We start from the raw sequence: 15,141 nt of genomic DNA on the forward strand, positions 1-15,141 counted from the left end.
GATCGAACGGCTCCGTTGAGCTGGTCTGAAAGATCATGAGATAGTTATTTATCCTATGGCGATTGACTTTTTAAGGGGTACTGATGCAGAAGCATTTACTGATATGCATACTTTTCCTGATGCTGTTGATGGTTCAGGGAGCGACATCGCTCAGAATGTACTCTGATGAATCCATAACAATCGATTCTCCTGTGGATGACGATATCTTCGCTGCAGGCAGCGTTGTGAACATAAATGCACCTGTCGACAGCGCCATCGTGGCCGGAGGTGTAGTAAATGTGAACGCGCCGGTATCCGGCGATCTCATCCTGGCCGGAGGTCAGGTAGTTCTCCGATCTGATATCGGGGGAAAGCTTGTCGCTGCTGGAAGCAGGATCAATATCTCATCGAGGATACAGAGAAATGCTGTGCTGATGGGTGAGGATATCAGCATGCTTCCCGGCACAGTTGTCGGTAGAGATGCTCTCATCGGCGCGAAGCGATTCAGCAACCAGGGAAGCATCAACGGCACGCTCACCGTTGCGGCTGAGGAGTTCGAGAACAACGGAACTGCAGGACGGGTGGAGTTCCAGAAGATCGAGGGCAGGCGCGAGGATACGGCATTCATGAGTTTCTTCCACCTGCTCAGCACCATCGGCTTTCTTCTGCTCGGCCTGATTGGACTCAGGGTGTTCCCATGGCTCTTCAGGGCATCGGAGGCCAAGATGCTCCGGGATCCAGCGATCGAGACACTCGTGGGCCTTCTGGCTATAATCGTGTGCGTCATCCTTGCAGTGATACTGGCCATAACGGTTGTGGGTATACCGATAGCTATAATGCTCCTGCTCCTCCTGGCGGTGGGCATCATGCTCTCAGGTCTTCTCGTATCATTCACGCTGGGGAGAAGGGTGATGGCCCTGCTCAGGAGCGGAACAGGCAGCTCTGTTTCATTTACAGTTGGGTACGTGATACTCAACATTCTGTTCCTGCTGCCGTACATCGGCTGGATCTTCATGCTGATCTCGGTGTGCCTGGGCATTGGTGCTCTGCTGTACGTTGTGCGGGATGGTGCGTCACCGCAGCTTACCACCGCATGAACTCCCAGGAATGGTGAGGGGGAAGAGTTCTCGGTCGCCAGGATGAGATCTGCACCCTCCCCTCTCCTGATCTCAACGGGCACAAAAACAACGTTTGTACCGAAGATGATCTTTCAGGATGGTTTGCAGCGGTGATGCTGATATTTTTCAGGCTCAGTGGAAATTCTTATATATCGAGAAATATCGATACGTTTCCAGGATGCACGAACTTACTGATGGATCTGTGGAGAAGCTCGCGAGGCTGATCGGTGATGAGGAGCGGGCGAGGCTCAAGATCCAGAGGCTCCGCTCTCTGGCAGACGTCATAGAGAGTGATGTGCAGGATGAGGTGAAGATCTTCAAGGCCCTCTCGGATCCGTGCAGGCTTGCGATACTCAAGCTCCTCCAGAATGGAGAGTTCTGCGTCTGCGAGATAATGATAGCGCTGGACCGACCGCAATCGACGACATCCCATCACCTCTCCATACTGAAGGATGCCGGGCTCATAAAAGAGCGGAAGGTGGGGAAGTGGTCGAACTACCGCCTCGCGGATGGCGCAGTGATTGAGATCATGAACCAGGCGCGCCTGCTCTCCAGGCTACAGAAATGATAAGATGATGAGGATGACGAGAAAGATCGTAATTGTTTTGATTGCGTCTGCAATGCTTTTGTCGCTACCATCAGCGCTCGCGGGCTGTGCATGCTCTGCCGGTGGCACGTGGGATCCATACGCGTTCCTGAACTACAACCCCACCCTGAGCATCAGCTCCACCGCTGATGGCAGGAGCGCTGGCGTGCAGGACGATTACAGAGCGGAGGATTTCCCGAATGGTGATATTCTCAGACCAATGCCATCGGTCTCCAGCTCGGATACGGTCCTGGCGATCACAGAGAAAGAGAACTCGAGCGACGGCGCTTACGTTAGGGGCGCTCTGATGCTGAGCCGTGGATCGCTGGTGAACCAGAACAACACCCTTAAGAGCCCGGAGGAGATCGCGAGCGCTCTTGGACGCGCTGGCGTGACCCCTTCAGACAGAATTGTTGTATACGGTGATGATCCTGGAGACGCAGCTCTGGGATTCCTCGCCCTGAAGTATGTGGGCCAGAGGGATGTGAGCCTTCTGGATGGTGGTATTGAGAGATGGAAATCAATGGGCCTTCCAGTGCAGAGCACTCCATCTGTGAGGGATGAGAGCGATTACACCCCCAACAAACAGGATCTAGTGGCAACATATGATTACATCATAAGCGGAGAGGCCCAGATAGTCGATGCGCGGCCCTTCAGGGACTTCGGCATCTCCAGGATACCCGGGGCGATACACATCGATTCTGAGAGGATCACAGATGGAGACAGAATTGTGGATAACGAGACCCTGAGTGGCTTATTCGCGCCTCTTCAGAGAGACCGGCCGGTTGTGGTGTACTCTGAGAACCTGAATCAATCATCACTTGTGTGGTTCGCTCTCCAGCTCATGGGATACAACGCCAAGATCTACTCATGGAGCGACTGGGTCTCACACACCACATCGTTGACACAAAACGCGCCCGGTGCGCTCGGTCGCAGCTCCACTGCCGTCACAGGATCGGAGGGCACGGGATCGGTTAGCAGGTACAGAAAGCTGGGACGGTGATGAAATGGCTACAAAGCTATCGCTTCTCTCGAGATTTCTCACGCTGTGGATATTCCTGGCGATGGTGCTGGGCATCGCGATAGGGAACTTCGCACCGCAGATCACGGAGCAGATACTGAAGCTCTCGATCGGAACGACATCGATACCGATAGCGATAGGTCTCATACTCATGATGTATCCGCCTCTTGCGAAGGTGAGGTACGAGGAGATGGGCCGGGTCTTCCGGGAGGTGAGGCTGCTCGGCTTTTCCCTTATCCAGAACTGGATTGTTGGTCCCATCGTGATGTTTGTGCTTGCGATCATCTTTCTGCGCGATTACCCGGGGTACATGATCGGAGTCATCCTGGTGGGTCTGGCACGATGCATTGCCATGGTCATTGTATGGAATGAGCTGGCCGAAGGCGATCGGGAGCTGGCAGTTGGCCTGGTGGCCTTCAACGCGGTCTTTCAGATTCTCTTCTACGCGGTCTACATCTGGCTCTTCATCACTGTGGGGCTGAACTGGCTCGGCCTGGTCAGCGGCCTCAACGTGAGCATCTCCATGGCAGAGGCAGCAAAGACTGTTTTCATCTACCTCGGCATACCATTTCTGGGCGGCGTCATCACCCGCTTCTCTCTGATCCCGCGAAAGGGCAGGGACTGGTACGAGAATGTGTTAATGCCGAAGATCAGCCCTGTCACGCTTGTTGCACTGCTCTTCACAATTGTGGTGATGTTCTCTTTGAAGGGTGAGTACATCGTGCGTCTGCCCATGGATGTGGTGCGTGTTGCAATACCGCTGACCTGCTACTTCTTCATCATGTGGTTCATGACATTTTTCGTGGTGCACCGGATCGGCAGCGACTACGCCAAAGCAACAGCGGTTTCATTCACAGCGGCCAGCAACGACTTCGAGCTGGCAATCGCCGTGGCAGTGGCGATCTTCGGGATCGGCTCAGATCAGGCATTTGCCACAGTCATCGGTCCCCTCATTGAGGTGCCTGTGCTCATCTCTCTGGTCAACGTCGCGCTGCGCCTCAGGGATCGTTACTATCCGGAAAGGATAAGGTGAGATTATGGCAGGACATGCTGAGGTAAAGCTCGTGAGCAACGCCATGGCGAACACGACCAGGCGGAAGATAATGAATCTGCTTCTTGAGAAGAGCCTCTCAAAGGAGGACATAGGAAGGGCTGTGGGCCAGAGCATGCTGGACTACCACCTTCAGATACTGCAGCAGGCAGGGCTCATCAAGATTGATAACGATATGGTGGACCTCACGGATTTTGGGAGGAACTTTCTGGAGTCGAAGGGGGAAAAGAGCGAGAGGATTGAGATCAGAGATGCAAAGAAGGTTGAGGTGGTCGAGGTCAAGCAGCTTCTCCCATGCATAGCGGATACAACGAAGTTCCGGATCATAGCGCGCATGGATCCGCCGCTGGGAGGCGCCCTGAAGGCGCTGGAGCCGCTCTTTCCCAGGGGAAGGTACTCTGATAGGATCGGCGCTCTGATCATACAGAAGGGCACCGTGCTCATAACGATCTACAGCACCGGAAATGTGACGATGACCATGATACGGGATGAAACACACGCGAGAGAGCTTCTTGAGGAGTTGAGGAAGACCATAAACGATGCCATAGAGAGAGGAGTCACCCCCGCGCCCAAGGAGAAGGTTCGTGTGGATCCTATGGAGGTCTACAGGTATCTGCCGGGAACGAACTGCAGGGAGTGCGGCGAGCAGAGCTGCTACTCCTTTGCCATCAGGCTGGTCAGCGGGGAGGTCTCCCTGGAGATGTGCAGACCCCTCCAGGAGGAGAAGTACGCGACAAGGCTCGAGCACCTGAGATCGCTTCTCGCGTATCTGTAAGCTGTCTGTTCCCGAGGATGGTAGTATCCTCTGGTGAGTTCATATGAAGACGCTGACAATAGTGCTCACAGACGGGCCATACATCAATCAGAACGCCGAGATCGCATACAGGATAGCGAGAGCAGCTCTCAGAAATTGCAGGGTTAACATATTCCTCTATCTCGATGCAGTTCACATACCGAAGAGGGGGCAGAGGCCGGTGCAGTTCATGAATATCGGGAGCCTCTTTCAGGAGCTAGCATCGATGGGTGCGACCATAAGAGCGTGCCCAAGATGCGCATCCTCGCGTGGATATGCATCGGAGAACGGAGTGTGTCAGGAGTACATCGAGGGAGTGCGCATAACAAGCCTCTACGATCTTGAGCGCATGATCAGGGAGAGCGATAGGGTGATATCGCTCTCGGGATGAGGATATGGGTCCGGTGGTATTTCTCGTCGATTCATCCCCATATGGATATGAGCGGGCGTTTGGAGCGCTGAATGCAGCTGCTGTCTGCCTCCCGATAGGATCTGCAGTTGCGCTTTACGCAGATGGCGTCTATCTGGCGCTTGCAGATCAGCGCGGGCACCTGGCGGAGCTGCTGTATGCCTACCCGGAGATCGATATCTTCGCGCATGAGCCATCGATGGCCGAGCGCGGCCTCCTCTCATGCGATCTCTCAGATCGGGTCGAGATGCTTGACGATCTCGAGTTCGTGGAGCGCATCAAAGGCTTCAGGGCGATGGTGGTTATATGAGCCATGTCTTCATACTGACAAAGCCCCCGGGAAGCCCCAGGGCAGAACTCTGCCTCAAGATGCTCAGCGGCAGCTTCAGGCTGTACCTCATCGGAGATGGTGTTTACAATATACTCACAGGGCGGCTCGACGGAGTCGCAGGAGATGTTTTTGCATTCGCCCAGGATCTGAGGGAGAGGGGTGTTTCATCCGCGGGCATAAATGAGCTTGACGATTACGGTATTATGGTGGATGATATCATGAACGCAGATGGCGTCTTTGCATTTTGATTGTTCTCTTGGATTAACGCCTTCCAGCGTGCGATCGGCTTAATGGAGAAAAGATTATCACCGATGCTAATGCACTTCCTGCTGATGAGGATGGAGCTGGATGTGAACGAGGTGAGGGCCCTCTTCGAGAGATGCTCTCACCAGGACGATGTTCTTGAGGGTCTCTACAGAATGGTGCTCCCCGAGTGGGATAGAATAGAGTACGTCGTCGAGGGCAGACCGCATATAGGCGAGGCTGGCTGGGACACGATATTCTCCCTGTTCCAGGCGTTCGACGAGAGGCACCACGGAGAGTTCGTGTTTCCAGGCTACATGTGGCTGAGCCTCGGGTTCCAGAAGGATTTGAGCCTCAGCTCATGGGAGGTTGACACATCCGAGGTCAGGTATATCCTCAAGAGGTGATCGCTGCCAGAGCCTCGGGCGGGATTCGAACCCGCGGCCTCGTCCTTACCAAGGACGCGCAATGACCGAGCTTTGCTACCGAGGCGCTATCCGCTCGAGTACCTCTGCGCTTTAGTAGTTTTCGGTCAGGCTCAGATGCTCCCGGCCCGAAAGGGTTGCTCCTGTCTCATACAGCCCCAGGATCCCATGGCGGTGTGCACTGTTCCCATGAAATGATCGCATGCGCGAGCCATGAAGGCGCTTGCCTGCGCAAACGCAAGCAAAACGGGATGTTGTTGATTCGATGGTGTGCCGACCAAGCGATGCATGCAGACAAAAAAGAGACGCTTCCCGGACCTCACGCCGGGGTTGATACGTTGAGGGGCACTGTCACGTTCTCGGTCAAGTTCGTGGCGACGGCGGTCTCATTGACCTGCGGTACAACCACAGGCACCCTGACAACAGGGAAGTCTATGGTCTTGTCGGAGTCGAGCGTGACATTCACCGGAGCAACCGGCTTGTACTCAGGCGGTACGAGCAGGCTCAGCACGTAATCGCCTGCGCTCAGGTTCGCAAAGACGTATGTGCCATCCGCTGCGGTTGTGGTTGTCACACCGCTCAGATCCAGCGTCCATCCTGCGAGGCCTGTCTCGTTCTCGTCCCTGGCAGCGTTTTCATTCGCATCCTCATAGACAACTCCAGAGATCGTGTAGGTCACAGGCACCACTGGGGTTACATTCTGCTCAGCTGTGGCATTGGGCTCGACAGCTGGCACCTCTGAAGGTGTCTCCTGGGGTTTGACCGCAGCAGGTTCCTCTCCAAGCTTGAACGTGTACTGATATGGCTTTCCTGTTGCAATCGAGAAGCTCTTCGGCTTCTGAGAGCTGAACGAGAAGCGTGCCTCCTTCTTCACAACGACCAGCTCGTTCGTGAGGTTGTGAGCGGGGGTTCCTGTGGATATGGAGAACGGTGGCCTGGACTCCGCCTTGTTAGAGAACGGGTACGGGCTTTTATCATCCTTTATTGTGTATCCCATGGCAGAGGTCATGGCAAATGCCGCCACCGCCAGGATCACAGAGATCACCAAAATGCTCTTCTTCAATTTATCCTCCTCCTATCTGTGTATCGATTATCCGCTTTTGCGTGACCGTTACCAAACATTCTCCCTTTCGAGAAGAACTCGGCTCTACAGTCGTTATTCTTCGTATATATAGACTTTCATCGCAAAATACGCTGCTTACGGGCCTCTGTAAGATGAGATCCATCGCATGAAGCGTCGCTCCCGAAACCCTCCCTGCAGGAGCCGAAGCTGATTTTATGCTCATGACATACCTCCCTAATGCGTGAGAGTATGGCATGTCTGATCTCGGCTGGCAGGTAGCGGTAGCCACCAACACGCTCTCCCTGCTCGAAGTACACCGGCCTCAGATCCTCCATGACCTCCGGGAACGCAAAATACAGGCGGCGCCAGCTATCCTGTCTGGCCTTGTAGGTGGATGAGATGACATAGGATGCGCCTGCATCTGCGACGCTCTCCACAAGCTCATCGATCTCGGAGTCGTTTATCCCGGGTATTATCGGATCTATCCTCGCCGCCACCGGAACGCCGCTATCTGCGAGCATCCTGATGGCTCTGAGCCTCAGGCTGCTCGGCGGAGCTCCGGGCTCGAGCCTGGAATCCAGGCGCAGTGATGTGAGCGTTATGGAGACCGCAGCCCTCATCTCCGAGAGGAGATCCACATCTCTCAGAACGATATCGGATTTTGTGACGATCTGGAGCCGCAACCCCCTTCTCTTTATCGCTGAGATGCAATACCTGGTGATGCCGAGCTCGCGCTCCATTGGAGGATAGGGGTCAGAGCTGTTGGAGAGCGATATGAGCTCGTTCCCTTGAAGCCTGGAGATCTCAGAGCTCAGACGATTGATTCCGCCCTTTGGCCTGCAATCGCTGAAGCGTCTTATGTATGAGGATGCATAGCAGTACAGACAGCCATGCGTGCATCCTGTGTACGGGTTGAGGCTCAGCTTCGCCGGGCATGTGCACAGCCTGCTGCGCCAGGGATCGAATGGCCTGAGGAGCATTATTAGACCTACGGGGCTTGGATTTATTTCTTCATATTGATTCTCATCGTTGAGACATCCCCTGACCTCAGATCGTATACCCTCACGGCGTGATTGTTGGTATCTGCTATGAAGCACGAATCCCCCAGAAAGGTGATTCCGGAAGGCTCGTAAAACGCTGCCATATCACCAGGACCGTCTGCGAACCCGGGCCTCCCCGTTCCGGCGATGGTGTGAATGGATCTGCTCGAGAGATCCGCTTTCTTGATCCTGTGGTTGTATGTGTCCGCAATGTAAATGGATCCATCTCTGTAAATGAGACCGAGAGGATGCTGAAGCCTGGCTCTCTCGAAAGCACCATCTATATCCCCAAAGTAAAACAGATCCCTGCCGATGAGCGTTCTCACCCCTCCATCTATCACCCTGAGGGAAGAAGACTCGCTGTCGACGAAGTATATCCTATTTCCGTCGGTCGTCAGTCCGGAGGGCTGCGCCAGACGCGCCATCTCCAGAGGGCCATCCATGAGCTCTTCGGCTCCGGATCCTGCGTAGGGCTCTACCATTCCATCGAGATCCATCCTCCATATCTGATGGAATCCGGCCATCGCGATGTAGAGATGATCCCCGAGAAAAACCAGATCCCACGGCGAGCTCAGGGATACCTCAGCGCCTCTCCCACCAAAGCCGGGACGCCCCGACCGGCCAGTGCCTGCCACTCTCATCAGAGTTCTCCTTCCCAGATCAGCCACCCGGATCATGTGATTCTCGGTGTCTGCTATGTAAACCATATCCCCGGCAATCGCGATTCCCTGTGGCCTGAAGAGCTGCGCATATCCAAATTCACCATCATCGTGCCCCTCCTCTCCTGAGCCGATAACGTCCACCAGATCCCCATCCTGAGATACAATCAGCACCCTGTTGTTGTTTGAATCCGCAATGAAGATGTTATCTCCATCCGATGCCACCTTTCCGGGGAATGAGAGGATCCCCGACACTTTCTTCTGCGTCATACCGGCCATCATCCTCTCGCGATGGAGGCTTCCACGTTTCTCGTACTCCGGAATTAGCTGCTCCATTATGGGCACGAGGATCGAGAATATGCCCTCCCCAGAGGTCCTCCCGAGAATCTCTCCGTCTGGCGCTATCAGTACAAACGAAGGCCATGCTTTTATGCCGTATGTGCGCCACATGATTTGACCGCTGTCAACAACAACCGGGTGCTTTATTCCATACCGCATTACCGCCTTCTCAATGTTCTCCACTCTCATCTCGTTCTCGAACTTGGCGCTGTGAACTCCTATCACAACCAGCTCAGGGTATCTCTCCTCAAGCATCTTCAGCTCAGGAATGACATGCATGCAGTTTATGCAGCAGTATGTCCAGAAGTCAAGCAGAACGAATCTGCCGCGGAGGTCCCTCATCGTGTACCTCCGGTCGGTGTTGAGCCATACAAGATCCTCGGGAAACTCAGGGGCTATCATGGGAACCGCTCTGAATTGGATGCAGATCACTCTTGTGGTCGCGGGAGATCTTGCCGCGGTCTGATAAACCCGGATCATGGATAAAAACACTCACTGCGCAGGGCAATTCATGTGGATGAAACGGCTCTGAATCCGGTGCTGTTTAGTAGCACACTGGATATCCCGATGAGCTGAATATCATGAAATGTGCTCAGCCGCTCGATAAAAGAAACACTCTTTGGTGTTCGGCTCGATGAAAATGAGATACAGGAAACTCCATTCATGGGACGTGAAGCCGGATGAGGCTGTGAGGATACAGGAGATGCTGTCCGGCAGCGTGAGAATTCAGAGGGTCGATCGCGTGGAAACCGTGGCAGGGGCAGATGTCTCCTTCTCGGGATCGAGGGCATATGCGGCAGCAGTTCTTCTCGATTACCAAGATATGCGCATCCTGGATGCATCTTTCGCGGAGATGGATGTGAGCTACCCCTACATCCCGGGGCTGCTGACGTTTCGCGAGGGACCTGTCATACTCAGGGCTCTTGAGGGGATCGACAACGCTGACATCCTGCTCTTCGATGGGCAGGGTATCGCGCATCCGCGCAGATTTGGAGAGGCGAGCCATCTGGGGTTGCTCCTCGATCGTCCCTCTGTGGGGTGTGCAAAGTCGAAGCTCTGCGGGGAGTTCTCCGAGCCCGGGAAGGAGAGGGGATCATTCTCCCTGCTTGTCGATCACGGAGAGATCGTCGGCGCTGTCCTCCGCACCAGAACGAATGTCAGGCCTGTGTTTGTATCTCCAGGCCACATGTCAGACCTGAGCTCCGCGATCGAGATAGCGCTGAACTGCGCTAGATCTCATCGAATACCGGAGCCCCTGAGAATCGCACACATCCTCTCACTGAAAAGGGCAGGATCAAAGCGATGAGAGTTGGGTGAGATTCCTCTATCAGCTCGTCCAGGTGTTCTGCCAAAGACGCACATTTTTTGCTATCGGATCAGATGCTAAATATATACGCGCTGATATAAAAGTGGGCGGGAGAGGAAAAAAAATGTGCCCAGCTCTGCGTCTCAGCCTTTCAGCATCTCCGGCTTTGGTGAGCTGAAGCCTGAGGTGAAGAGGCTGCCGGTGATGTATGCAGTGCCTCCACAGATCAGCCCCACGAAGACAGGGTGGATGAGGGTATTCCCGTAGAAGTTCCAGATGACGATGGAGATGAATGACGCGAGAAGGCTTGCCACGAAGCCTGCTGAATTGCCCCTGCGCCAGTAGAGCCCGAACACAAGCGGCACAAATACGCAGCATGCGATCACCCCCATGCTTATCGAGACGAGGGGCACGATCTGTGAGGGGACGCGTATCGCCGAGACCGCTGCTGTGATGAGTATGACCACCCCAACAAGCCGCGTCAGGCGGAGGACTGTGCTCTCCGAGATCCCGGGTCGCAGGTAGTGCAGTATGTCCGATGTGAGCGAGGTCGTGGTAACAAGAACTATTGCGCTGATCGTCGACATCGCAGCAGATACCGCGGCAAGGAGAACAAGCGCGTCAAACCCGGGCGGCAGGTACGTCCTTGCGAGGAACGGCACCAGGCTGTCCGGATTTTTTATGAACGCACCAAGCTGCTCTCCGCTGAGAACACCATATGCGAGAACGCCGAGCGAGAATATGCATATGGAGTAAACCGCTATGGATACCGGGCCGTAGATGCCTGCGAAGCGCACAACCCTTCTGTCCCTGGCGGAGAAAATCATTATCAGGAGATCGGGAAGCGCGAGAAGCCCGAGGCTTATGGAGAAAGCCATGCCGAGTGTCCTCTGCCACGGCAGATCGATGCCGTTCATCGAGGTCACATATGCTGGAATTCTTGACCATATCTCAAAAGCGCCAGAGGTTGAGAGCACGCTTCCGTAAAGCAGCACCGCACCGCCGACCATGAGCACTCCCTGGAGGAAACCTATCCATATTATTGCAGGGAGGCCGCCGATAGCATAGTATATGGCCACTATGAGCACTGTTAACATCAGACCCTGAATGTATGTGACCCCTATCAGCCCCTGAAGGAGCGTGGCGCACCCCTTGAAGATGGGCACCAGGTAGACGGTATACAGCACGAGCATTATGGCGGCCAGCAGGACCTTCCCCACTGGCGATCTGTACCGCCTCTCCAGAAGCTGCGGTACCGTCTTCGCGTCATACTCCTTTGCTGCCTCCCATATCCTTCCCGCCATCAGCCATGCTAGGCATGCAAATGCGACATGGAAGAATGCGCAGAAGACCACCCATGGCATCCCTGCGGTGAGGCCATACCCGCCTCCGCCGAGGAAGGATGCCGCGCTGAAGTAGGCTGCTGTGTATGCCACTCCGATGATCGCAGGTGTGGCGATGTTTCTGTCAGAGAGAACAAAGCCGGAGAAAGTCCCCTGCCGGAGCCTCCAGGATAGGAAGAGAATCACAGTCACGTAGGCCAGGAGCAGGATCTGGTTAATCATGGTATCTCCTCATGAGCAGAAAGATGGTCACTGTGAGCATGAACACGATCGAGATCAGAAGCGCCAGATATGGAACGGGAATAATCATGCACAATCACCCCGATGAATTCTGCATTCGGCACATGTTTGCAGCACTGTTTGCATTATGGTTTCCTCCATACATCCATTGCTTTAATGTATGTTTTTGTGCTTTGATGCACTTCCATATTAAAACCCTTCCCTTGAACGAGGTCGCTGGCTCATAAAAATCCAGAGGTGGCAGCACCCAGGATGTGGTTGTGAGCTCGAATCACTGAGGTCAGCATGAAATCGATGTCTATCAGCACGGTATCACAGAGCCTGCATGGTCACATGCTGTTGGGTCGTGTGCCTGAATCGCTGGATCGAATTTCAGGAATCAGCACCATCTAGCACAGCAGATCACAAATCATGCGATGTCACATGCGGCTGGCTTCAATGATCTGAGCACACAATCTGCTGTTGATCCCATCGATAAAGCAGGCCACTTTCAGCTCAAGATCTGCCGTTCAAACCGATGTGCTGGTCATATGGGTGCATGGATCTCTGGTGCAGCCATCCTCAAAAAGGTTATATAATGTGATTTAAGGTTCTATGATGAACATATTGTTTCTCTAATCCATCTGGAGGACGACCGATTGAGATCCAAGATACTGCTCGATGAGGAGGATATCCCGAAGAGATGGTACAATGTGGCCGCAGATATGCCCCGGCCGCTCGACCCGCCGCTGAATCCGGCAACGCATGAGCCGCTGAAGCCGGAGGACCTCGAGGCGATATTTCCGAAGGCGCTCATAAAGCAGGAGATGAGCACCGAGCGCTGGATAGACATACCTGAGGAGGTGAGGGATGTCTACAGGCTCTGGCGTCCGACGCCTCTGTACAGGGCGGTCAGGCTCGAGAAGGCCCTCAGGACTCCTGCCAGGATCTACTACAAGTACGAGGGCGTGAGCCCTGCAGGAAGCCACAAGCCGAACACTGCTGTGCCTCAGGCCTACTACAACATGAAGGAGGGCATAGAGAGGATAGCCACAGAGACAGGCGCAGGCCAGTGGGGCTCGGCGCTCGCGCTTGCCACCTGCATCTTCGGCTTGAAATGCACGATCTACATGGTCCGCTCGAGCTACGATCAGAAGCCATACCGGAGGAGCATGATGCGGGTCTGGGGCGCGGAGTGCTTCCCGAGCCCGAGCAACAGGACGAACGCAGGCAGAAGGATCTTAGAGCAGTTCCCTGATACGCCTGGCAGCCTGGGGATAGCGATATCAGAAGCTGTTGAGGACGCAGCCACGCATGATGATACGAACTACGCCCTCGGATCTGTTCTGAACCACGTGCTTCTCCACCAGACCGTCGAGGGGCTTGAGGTAAAAAAGCAGTTCGAGCTCGTGGACGATTACCCTGACGTGATTTACGGATGCTGTGGCGGTGGGAGCAACTTCCCGGGAGTCTGCTTCCCATTCATCCCCGACAAGCTCAATGACAGAAAGGAGCTCCGGCTTGTGGCATGCGAGCCGACTGCGTGCCCGAGCCTCACCAAGGGTCTGTACACATACGACTACGGGGATACAGCCCGCCTGACGCCGCTGCTCAAGATGTACACGCTCGGCCACGACTTCGTCCCGCCGGGAATACATGCCGGAGGGCTGAGGTACCACGGGGATGCACCACTGCTCTGCAACCTGGTGAACGCTGGAATCATCGAGGCCCAGGCGTTCCGCCAGCGAGAGGTCTTCGAGGCAGCGACGACCTTCGCCCGCGCGGAGGGCATCGTGCCAGCACCGGAATCTGCACACGCGATCAAGCCCGCGATCGACGAGGCGATCAGGTGCAGGAAGACCGGAGAGGAGAAGACCCTGCTGATAAACCTGAGCGGCCACGGGCACTTCGATCTCTCTGCGTACGATGCGTACAACGATGGAATCCTCGAGGATTACGAGTATCCAGAGGAGCTGGTGAGGCAATCGCTTGCCAGGCTGCCGAAGGTGTAGGCTTGGGTTTCTGATAAATCCGATCGCTGGAATGGGGGGAGCGGTCGGGCTCAAGGGCACCGATGGCGTCGCGGCACTCGCGGAGCGCCTCGGCGCCTCGCCGGTGTCCAGAGGTAGAGCGGAAAGAGCTTTCAGAAGGCTTCTGGAGCTGTTCGGTGGACACATCCCCGCGCATGTGCTCACCGCGGGCGGGCCCATGGGCGGGGATCTGCTCTCGGAGCTGGGCGTGGAGCACTCTGTTGTGCACACTCCGGGAGAGAGAACAACAGCTGAGGACACGAAAAGGGCATGCTCCATATTCGCATCTGAGAATGTGGACCTGATACTTTTCTGCGGAGGAGATGGCACCGCGAGGGACGTTGCATCCGTATCTGGTGACCTCCCGATCCTCGGAATACCAGCGGGCGTGAAGATGCACTCCGGCGTATTTGCTGTGAGCCCGGAAGCCGCTGCAGATCTTGCCTCTGGATACATAAGAGGCGAGCTGCGAGCCAGGGAGACCGAGATAGCTGATGTGGACGAGGAGCGCTACAGAAGGGGCGAGCTTGTGGTGCGTATCTACGGCGTGGCCAGGACGCCCTATCTACCGGTGCTGGTTCAGCAGAGGAAGCAGATATACGCAAGCTCTGATGAGGAGCACTCCAGGCTCGAGATCGCTCAGTTCGCCAGCGAGTTCATGAGCGACGGCTCCTACTACATCCTTGGAGCTGGAACCACGACCGCGAAGATCGCAGAGCTTATCGGATGTGAGAAGACTCTTCTGGGTGTTGATGTCATCCGGAACGGGAGGACGGTGATGAAGGACGCCTCTGAGCGAGACCTCCTGAAGCTTCTCGAGGGGATCGATGGGGATGTGAGGATCATCGTCAGCCCGATAGGTGCTCAGGGATTCATACTCGGAAGAGGCAGCCAGCAGATAAGCCCGCGGGTTCTGAGGATCGTGGGGCCGGAGAAACTGATTATTATAGCGACACCTCACAAGCTCAGAGATCTGAAGCACCTTCTGGTAGACACCGGAGACTTGGAGATGGACAGGGCACTGGCTGGGAGGCGGCAGGTGGTGACTGGATACCGGATAGCTCAGCTCAAGGAGGTCAGGGCTGCGAGCGATGTTTTGGAGACGGGAGATTAAGAGCGAAGAGGAGCTTGTGTCTGATGTGAAATCTGAGTTGCTCTGGCACTCGATCTGAATCTATCATGGACT

The 15,141-nt window shown here is 55.1% G+C and carries 16 protein-coding genes and 1 tRNA gene; 12 read left to right on the plus strand and 5 right to left on the minus strand.

Annotated features, from left to right (window positions below):
• The first annotated feature begins 125 nt into the window (after positions 1 to 125).
• The 9 genes from QFX31_RS02200 (at position 126) to QFX31_RS02240 (ending at position 5,938) form a co-directional block, all read left to right on the plus strand.
• A complete protein-coding gene (locus tag QFX31_RS02200) occupies positions 126 to 1,076 on the plus strand; it encodes a hypothetical protein (protein ID WP_348530508.1) in 951 nt (316 codons plus the stop codon).
• A 199-nt stretch (positions 1,077 to 1,275) separates the two neighbouring features.
• Entirely contained in the window at positions 1,276 to 1,665 is a 390-nt protein-coding gene (locus QFX31_RS02205) for a metalloregulator ArsR/SmtB family transcription factor (RefSeq protein ID WP_348530509.1), read from the plus strand.
• 58 nt (positions 1,666 to 1,723) lie between these two features.
• The gene (locus QFX31_RS02210; protein ID WP_348530510.1) at positions 1,724 to 2,686 is read left to right on the plus strand and encodes a rhodanese-like domain-containing protein; all 963 of its coding nucleotides are present in this window, start codon (positions 1,724 to 1,726) and stop codon (positions 2,684 to 2,686) included.
• Between the two features lie 4 nt (positions 2,687 to 2,690).
• Complete coding sequence (gene arsB / locus QFX31_RS02215; protein WP_348530511.1) at positions 2,691 to 3,737, plus strand: ACR3 family arsenite efflux transporter; 1,047 nt, start codon at positions 2,691 to 2,693, stop codon at positions 3,735 to 3,737.
• Between the two features lie 4 nt (positions 3,738 to 3,741).
• Positions 3,742 to 4,530, plus strand: a complete 789-nt coding sequence (locus tag QFX31_RS02220) for a (Fe-S)-binding protein (RefSeq protein WP_348530512.1) — start codon at positions 3,742 to 3,744, stop codon at positions 4,528 to 4,530.
• 43 nt (positions 4,531 to 4,573) lie between these two features.
• Entirely contained in the window at positions 4,574 to 4,939 is a 366-nt protein-coding gene (locus tag QFX31_RS02225) for a DsrE family protein (RefSeq protein ID WP_348530513.1), read from the plus strand.
• A 4-nt stretch (positions 4,940 to 4,943) separates the two neighbouring features.
• On the plus strand, positions 4,944 to 5,267 hold the full coding sequence (locus QFX31_RS02230) for a sulfur reduction protein DsrE (RefSeq protein WP_348530514.1): 324 nt from the start codon (positions 4,944 to 4,946) through the stop codon (positions 5,265 to 5,267).
• Entirely contained in the window at positions 5,264 to 5,536 is a 273-nt protein-coding gene (locus QFX31_RS02235; protein ID WP_348530515.1) for a DsrH/TusB family sulfur metabolism protein, read from the plus strand. Before QFX31_RS02230 ends, QFX31_RS02235 begins: the two co-directional genes overlap by 4 nt.
• Before the next feature lie 84 nt (positions 5,537 to 5,620).
• Positions 5,621 to 5,938: a hypothetical protein gene (locus QFX31_RS02240; protein WP_348530516.1), complete on the plus strand. Its 318-nt coding sequence runs from the start codon at positions 5,621 to 5,623 to the stop codon at positions 5,936 to 5,938.
• A gap of 10 nt (positions 5,939 to 5,948) precedes the next feature.
• Here QFX31_RS02240 and QFX31_RS02245 read toward each other — a convergent pair.
• From QFX31_RS02245 to QFX31_RS02260, 4 genes are all read right to left on the minus strand, one after another.
• Positions 5,949 to 6,023, minus strand: a tRNA-Thr gene (locus tag QFX31_RS02245).
• Between the two features lie 252 nt (positions 6,024 to 6,275).
• The gene (locus QFX31_RS02250; protein WP_348530517.1) at positions 6,276 to 7,019 is read right to left on the minus strand and encodes an SdrD B-like domain-containing protein; all 744 of its coding nucleotides are present in this window, start codon (positions 7,017 to 7,019) and stop codon (positions 6,276 to 6,278) included.
• 116 nt (positions 7,020 to 7,135) lie between these two features.
• Positions 7,136 to 7,999 (minus strand): radical SAM protein, encoded by an 864-nt coding sequence (locus QFX31_RS02255; RefSeq protein ID WP_348530518.1) that lies wholly within the window; start codon positions 7,997 to 7,999, stop codon positions 7,136 to 7,138.
• Between the two features lie 23 nt (positions 8,000 to 8,022).
• A complete protein-coding gene (locus QFX31_RS02260; RefSeq protein ID WP_348530519.1) occupies positions 8,023 to 9,459 on the minus strand; it encodes a thioredoxin-like domain-containing protein in 1,437 nt (478 codons plus the stop codon).
• A 238-nt stretch (positions 9,460 to 9,697) separates the two neighbouring features.
• On the opposite strand from QFX31_RS02260, the gene QFX31_RS02265 reads away from it, so the two are divergent.
• Positions 9,698 to 10,363 carry an endonuclease V gene (locus QFX31_RS02265; RefSeq protein ID WP_348530520.1) on the plus strand — a complete coding sequence of 222 codons (666 nt, stop codon included), beginning with the start codon at positions 9,698 to 9,700 and terminating at the stop codon, positions 10,361 to 10,363.
• A gap of 143 nt (positions 10,364 to 10,506) precedes the next feature.
• On the opposite strand, the gene QFX31_RS02270 is transcribed toward QFX31_RS02265, so the two are convergent.
• Positions 10,507 to 11,928, minus strand: a complete 1,422-nt coding sequence (locus QFX31_RS02270; RefSeq protein WP_348530521.1) for a sodium:solute symporter family protein — start codon at positions 11,926 to 11,928, stop codon at positions 10,507 to 10,509.
• A 656-nt stretch (positions 11,929 to 12,584) separates the two neighbouring features.
• Here QFX31_RS02270 and QFX31_RS02275 point away from each other — a divergent pair.
• Together QFX31_RS02275 and QFX31_RS02280 are read left to right on the plus strand one after the other, a co-directional pair.
• On the plus strand, positions 12,585 to 13,937 hold the full coding sequence (locus QFX31_RS02275) for a TrpB-like pyridoxal phosphate-dependent enzyme (protein WP_348530522.1): 1,353 nt from the start codon (positions 12,585 to 12,587) through the stop codon (positions 13,935 to 13,937).
• A complete protein-coding gene (locus tag QFX31_RS02280) occupies positions 13,915 to 15,069 on the plus strand; it encodes an ATP-NAD kinase family protein (RefSeq protein WP_348530523.1) in 1,155 nt (384 codons plus the stop codon). Before QFX31_RS02275 ends, QFX31_RS02280 begins: the two co-directional genes overlap by 23 nt.
• The last annotated feature ends 72 nt before the right edge of the window (positions 15,070 to 15,141 follow it).

The organism is Methanothrix sp. (assembly GCF_030055635.1).
GTDB lineage: Archaea > Halobacteriota > Methanosarcinia > Methanotrichales > Methanotrichaceae > Methanothrix_B.

Bases quoted from the DNA above. Each gene is read 5' to 3' on its own strand.
- QFX31_RS02205 (WP_348530509.1), top strand. From the start codon at position 1,276: ATGCACGAACTTACTGATGGATCTGTGGAGAAGCTCGCGAGGCTGATC.
- arsB (WP_348530511.1), top strand. From the start codon at position 2,691: ATGGCTACAAAGCTATCGCTTCTCTCGAGATTTCTCACGCTGTGGATA.
- QFX31_RS02220 (WP_348530512.1), top strand. From the start codon at position 3,742: ATGGCAGGACATGCTGAGGTAAAGCTCGTGAGCAACGCCATGGCGAAC.
- QFX31_RS02225 (WP_348530513.1), top strand. From the start codon at position 4,574: ATGAAGACGCTGACAATAGTGCTCACAGACGGGCCATACATCAATCAG.
- QFX31_RS02230 (WP_348530514.1), top strand. From the start codon at position 4,944: ATGGGTCCGGTGGTATTTCTCGTCGATTCATCCCCATATGGATATGAG.
- QFX31_RS02235 (WP_348530515.1), top strand. From the start codon at position 5,264: ATGAGCCATGTCTTCATACTGACAAAGCCCCCGGGAAGCCCCAGGGCA.
- QFX31_RS02240 (WP_348530516.1), top strand. From the start codon at position 5,621: ATGAGGATGGAGCTGGATGTGAACGAGGTGAGGGCCCTCTTCGAGAGA.
- QFX31_RS02255 (WP_348530518.1), bottom strand. From the start codon at position 7,999: ATGCTCCTCAGGCCATTCGATCCCTGGCGCAGCAGGCTGTGCACATGC.
- QFX31_RS02260 (WP_348530519.1), bottom strand. From the start codon at position 9,459: ATGATAGCCCCTGAGTTTCCCGAGGATCTTGTATGGCTCAACACCGAC.
- QFX31_RS02265 (WP_348530520.1), top strand. From the start codon at position 9,698: ATGAGATACAGGAAACTCCATTCATGGGACGTGAAGCCGGATGAGGCT.
- QFX31_RS02270 (WP_348530521.1), bottom strand. From the start codon at position 11,928: ATGATTAACCAGATCCTGCTCCTGGCCTACGTGACTGTGATTCTCTTC.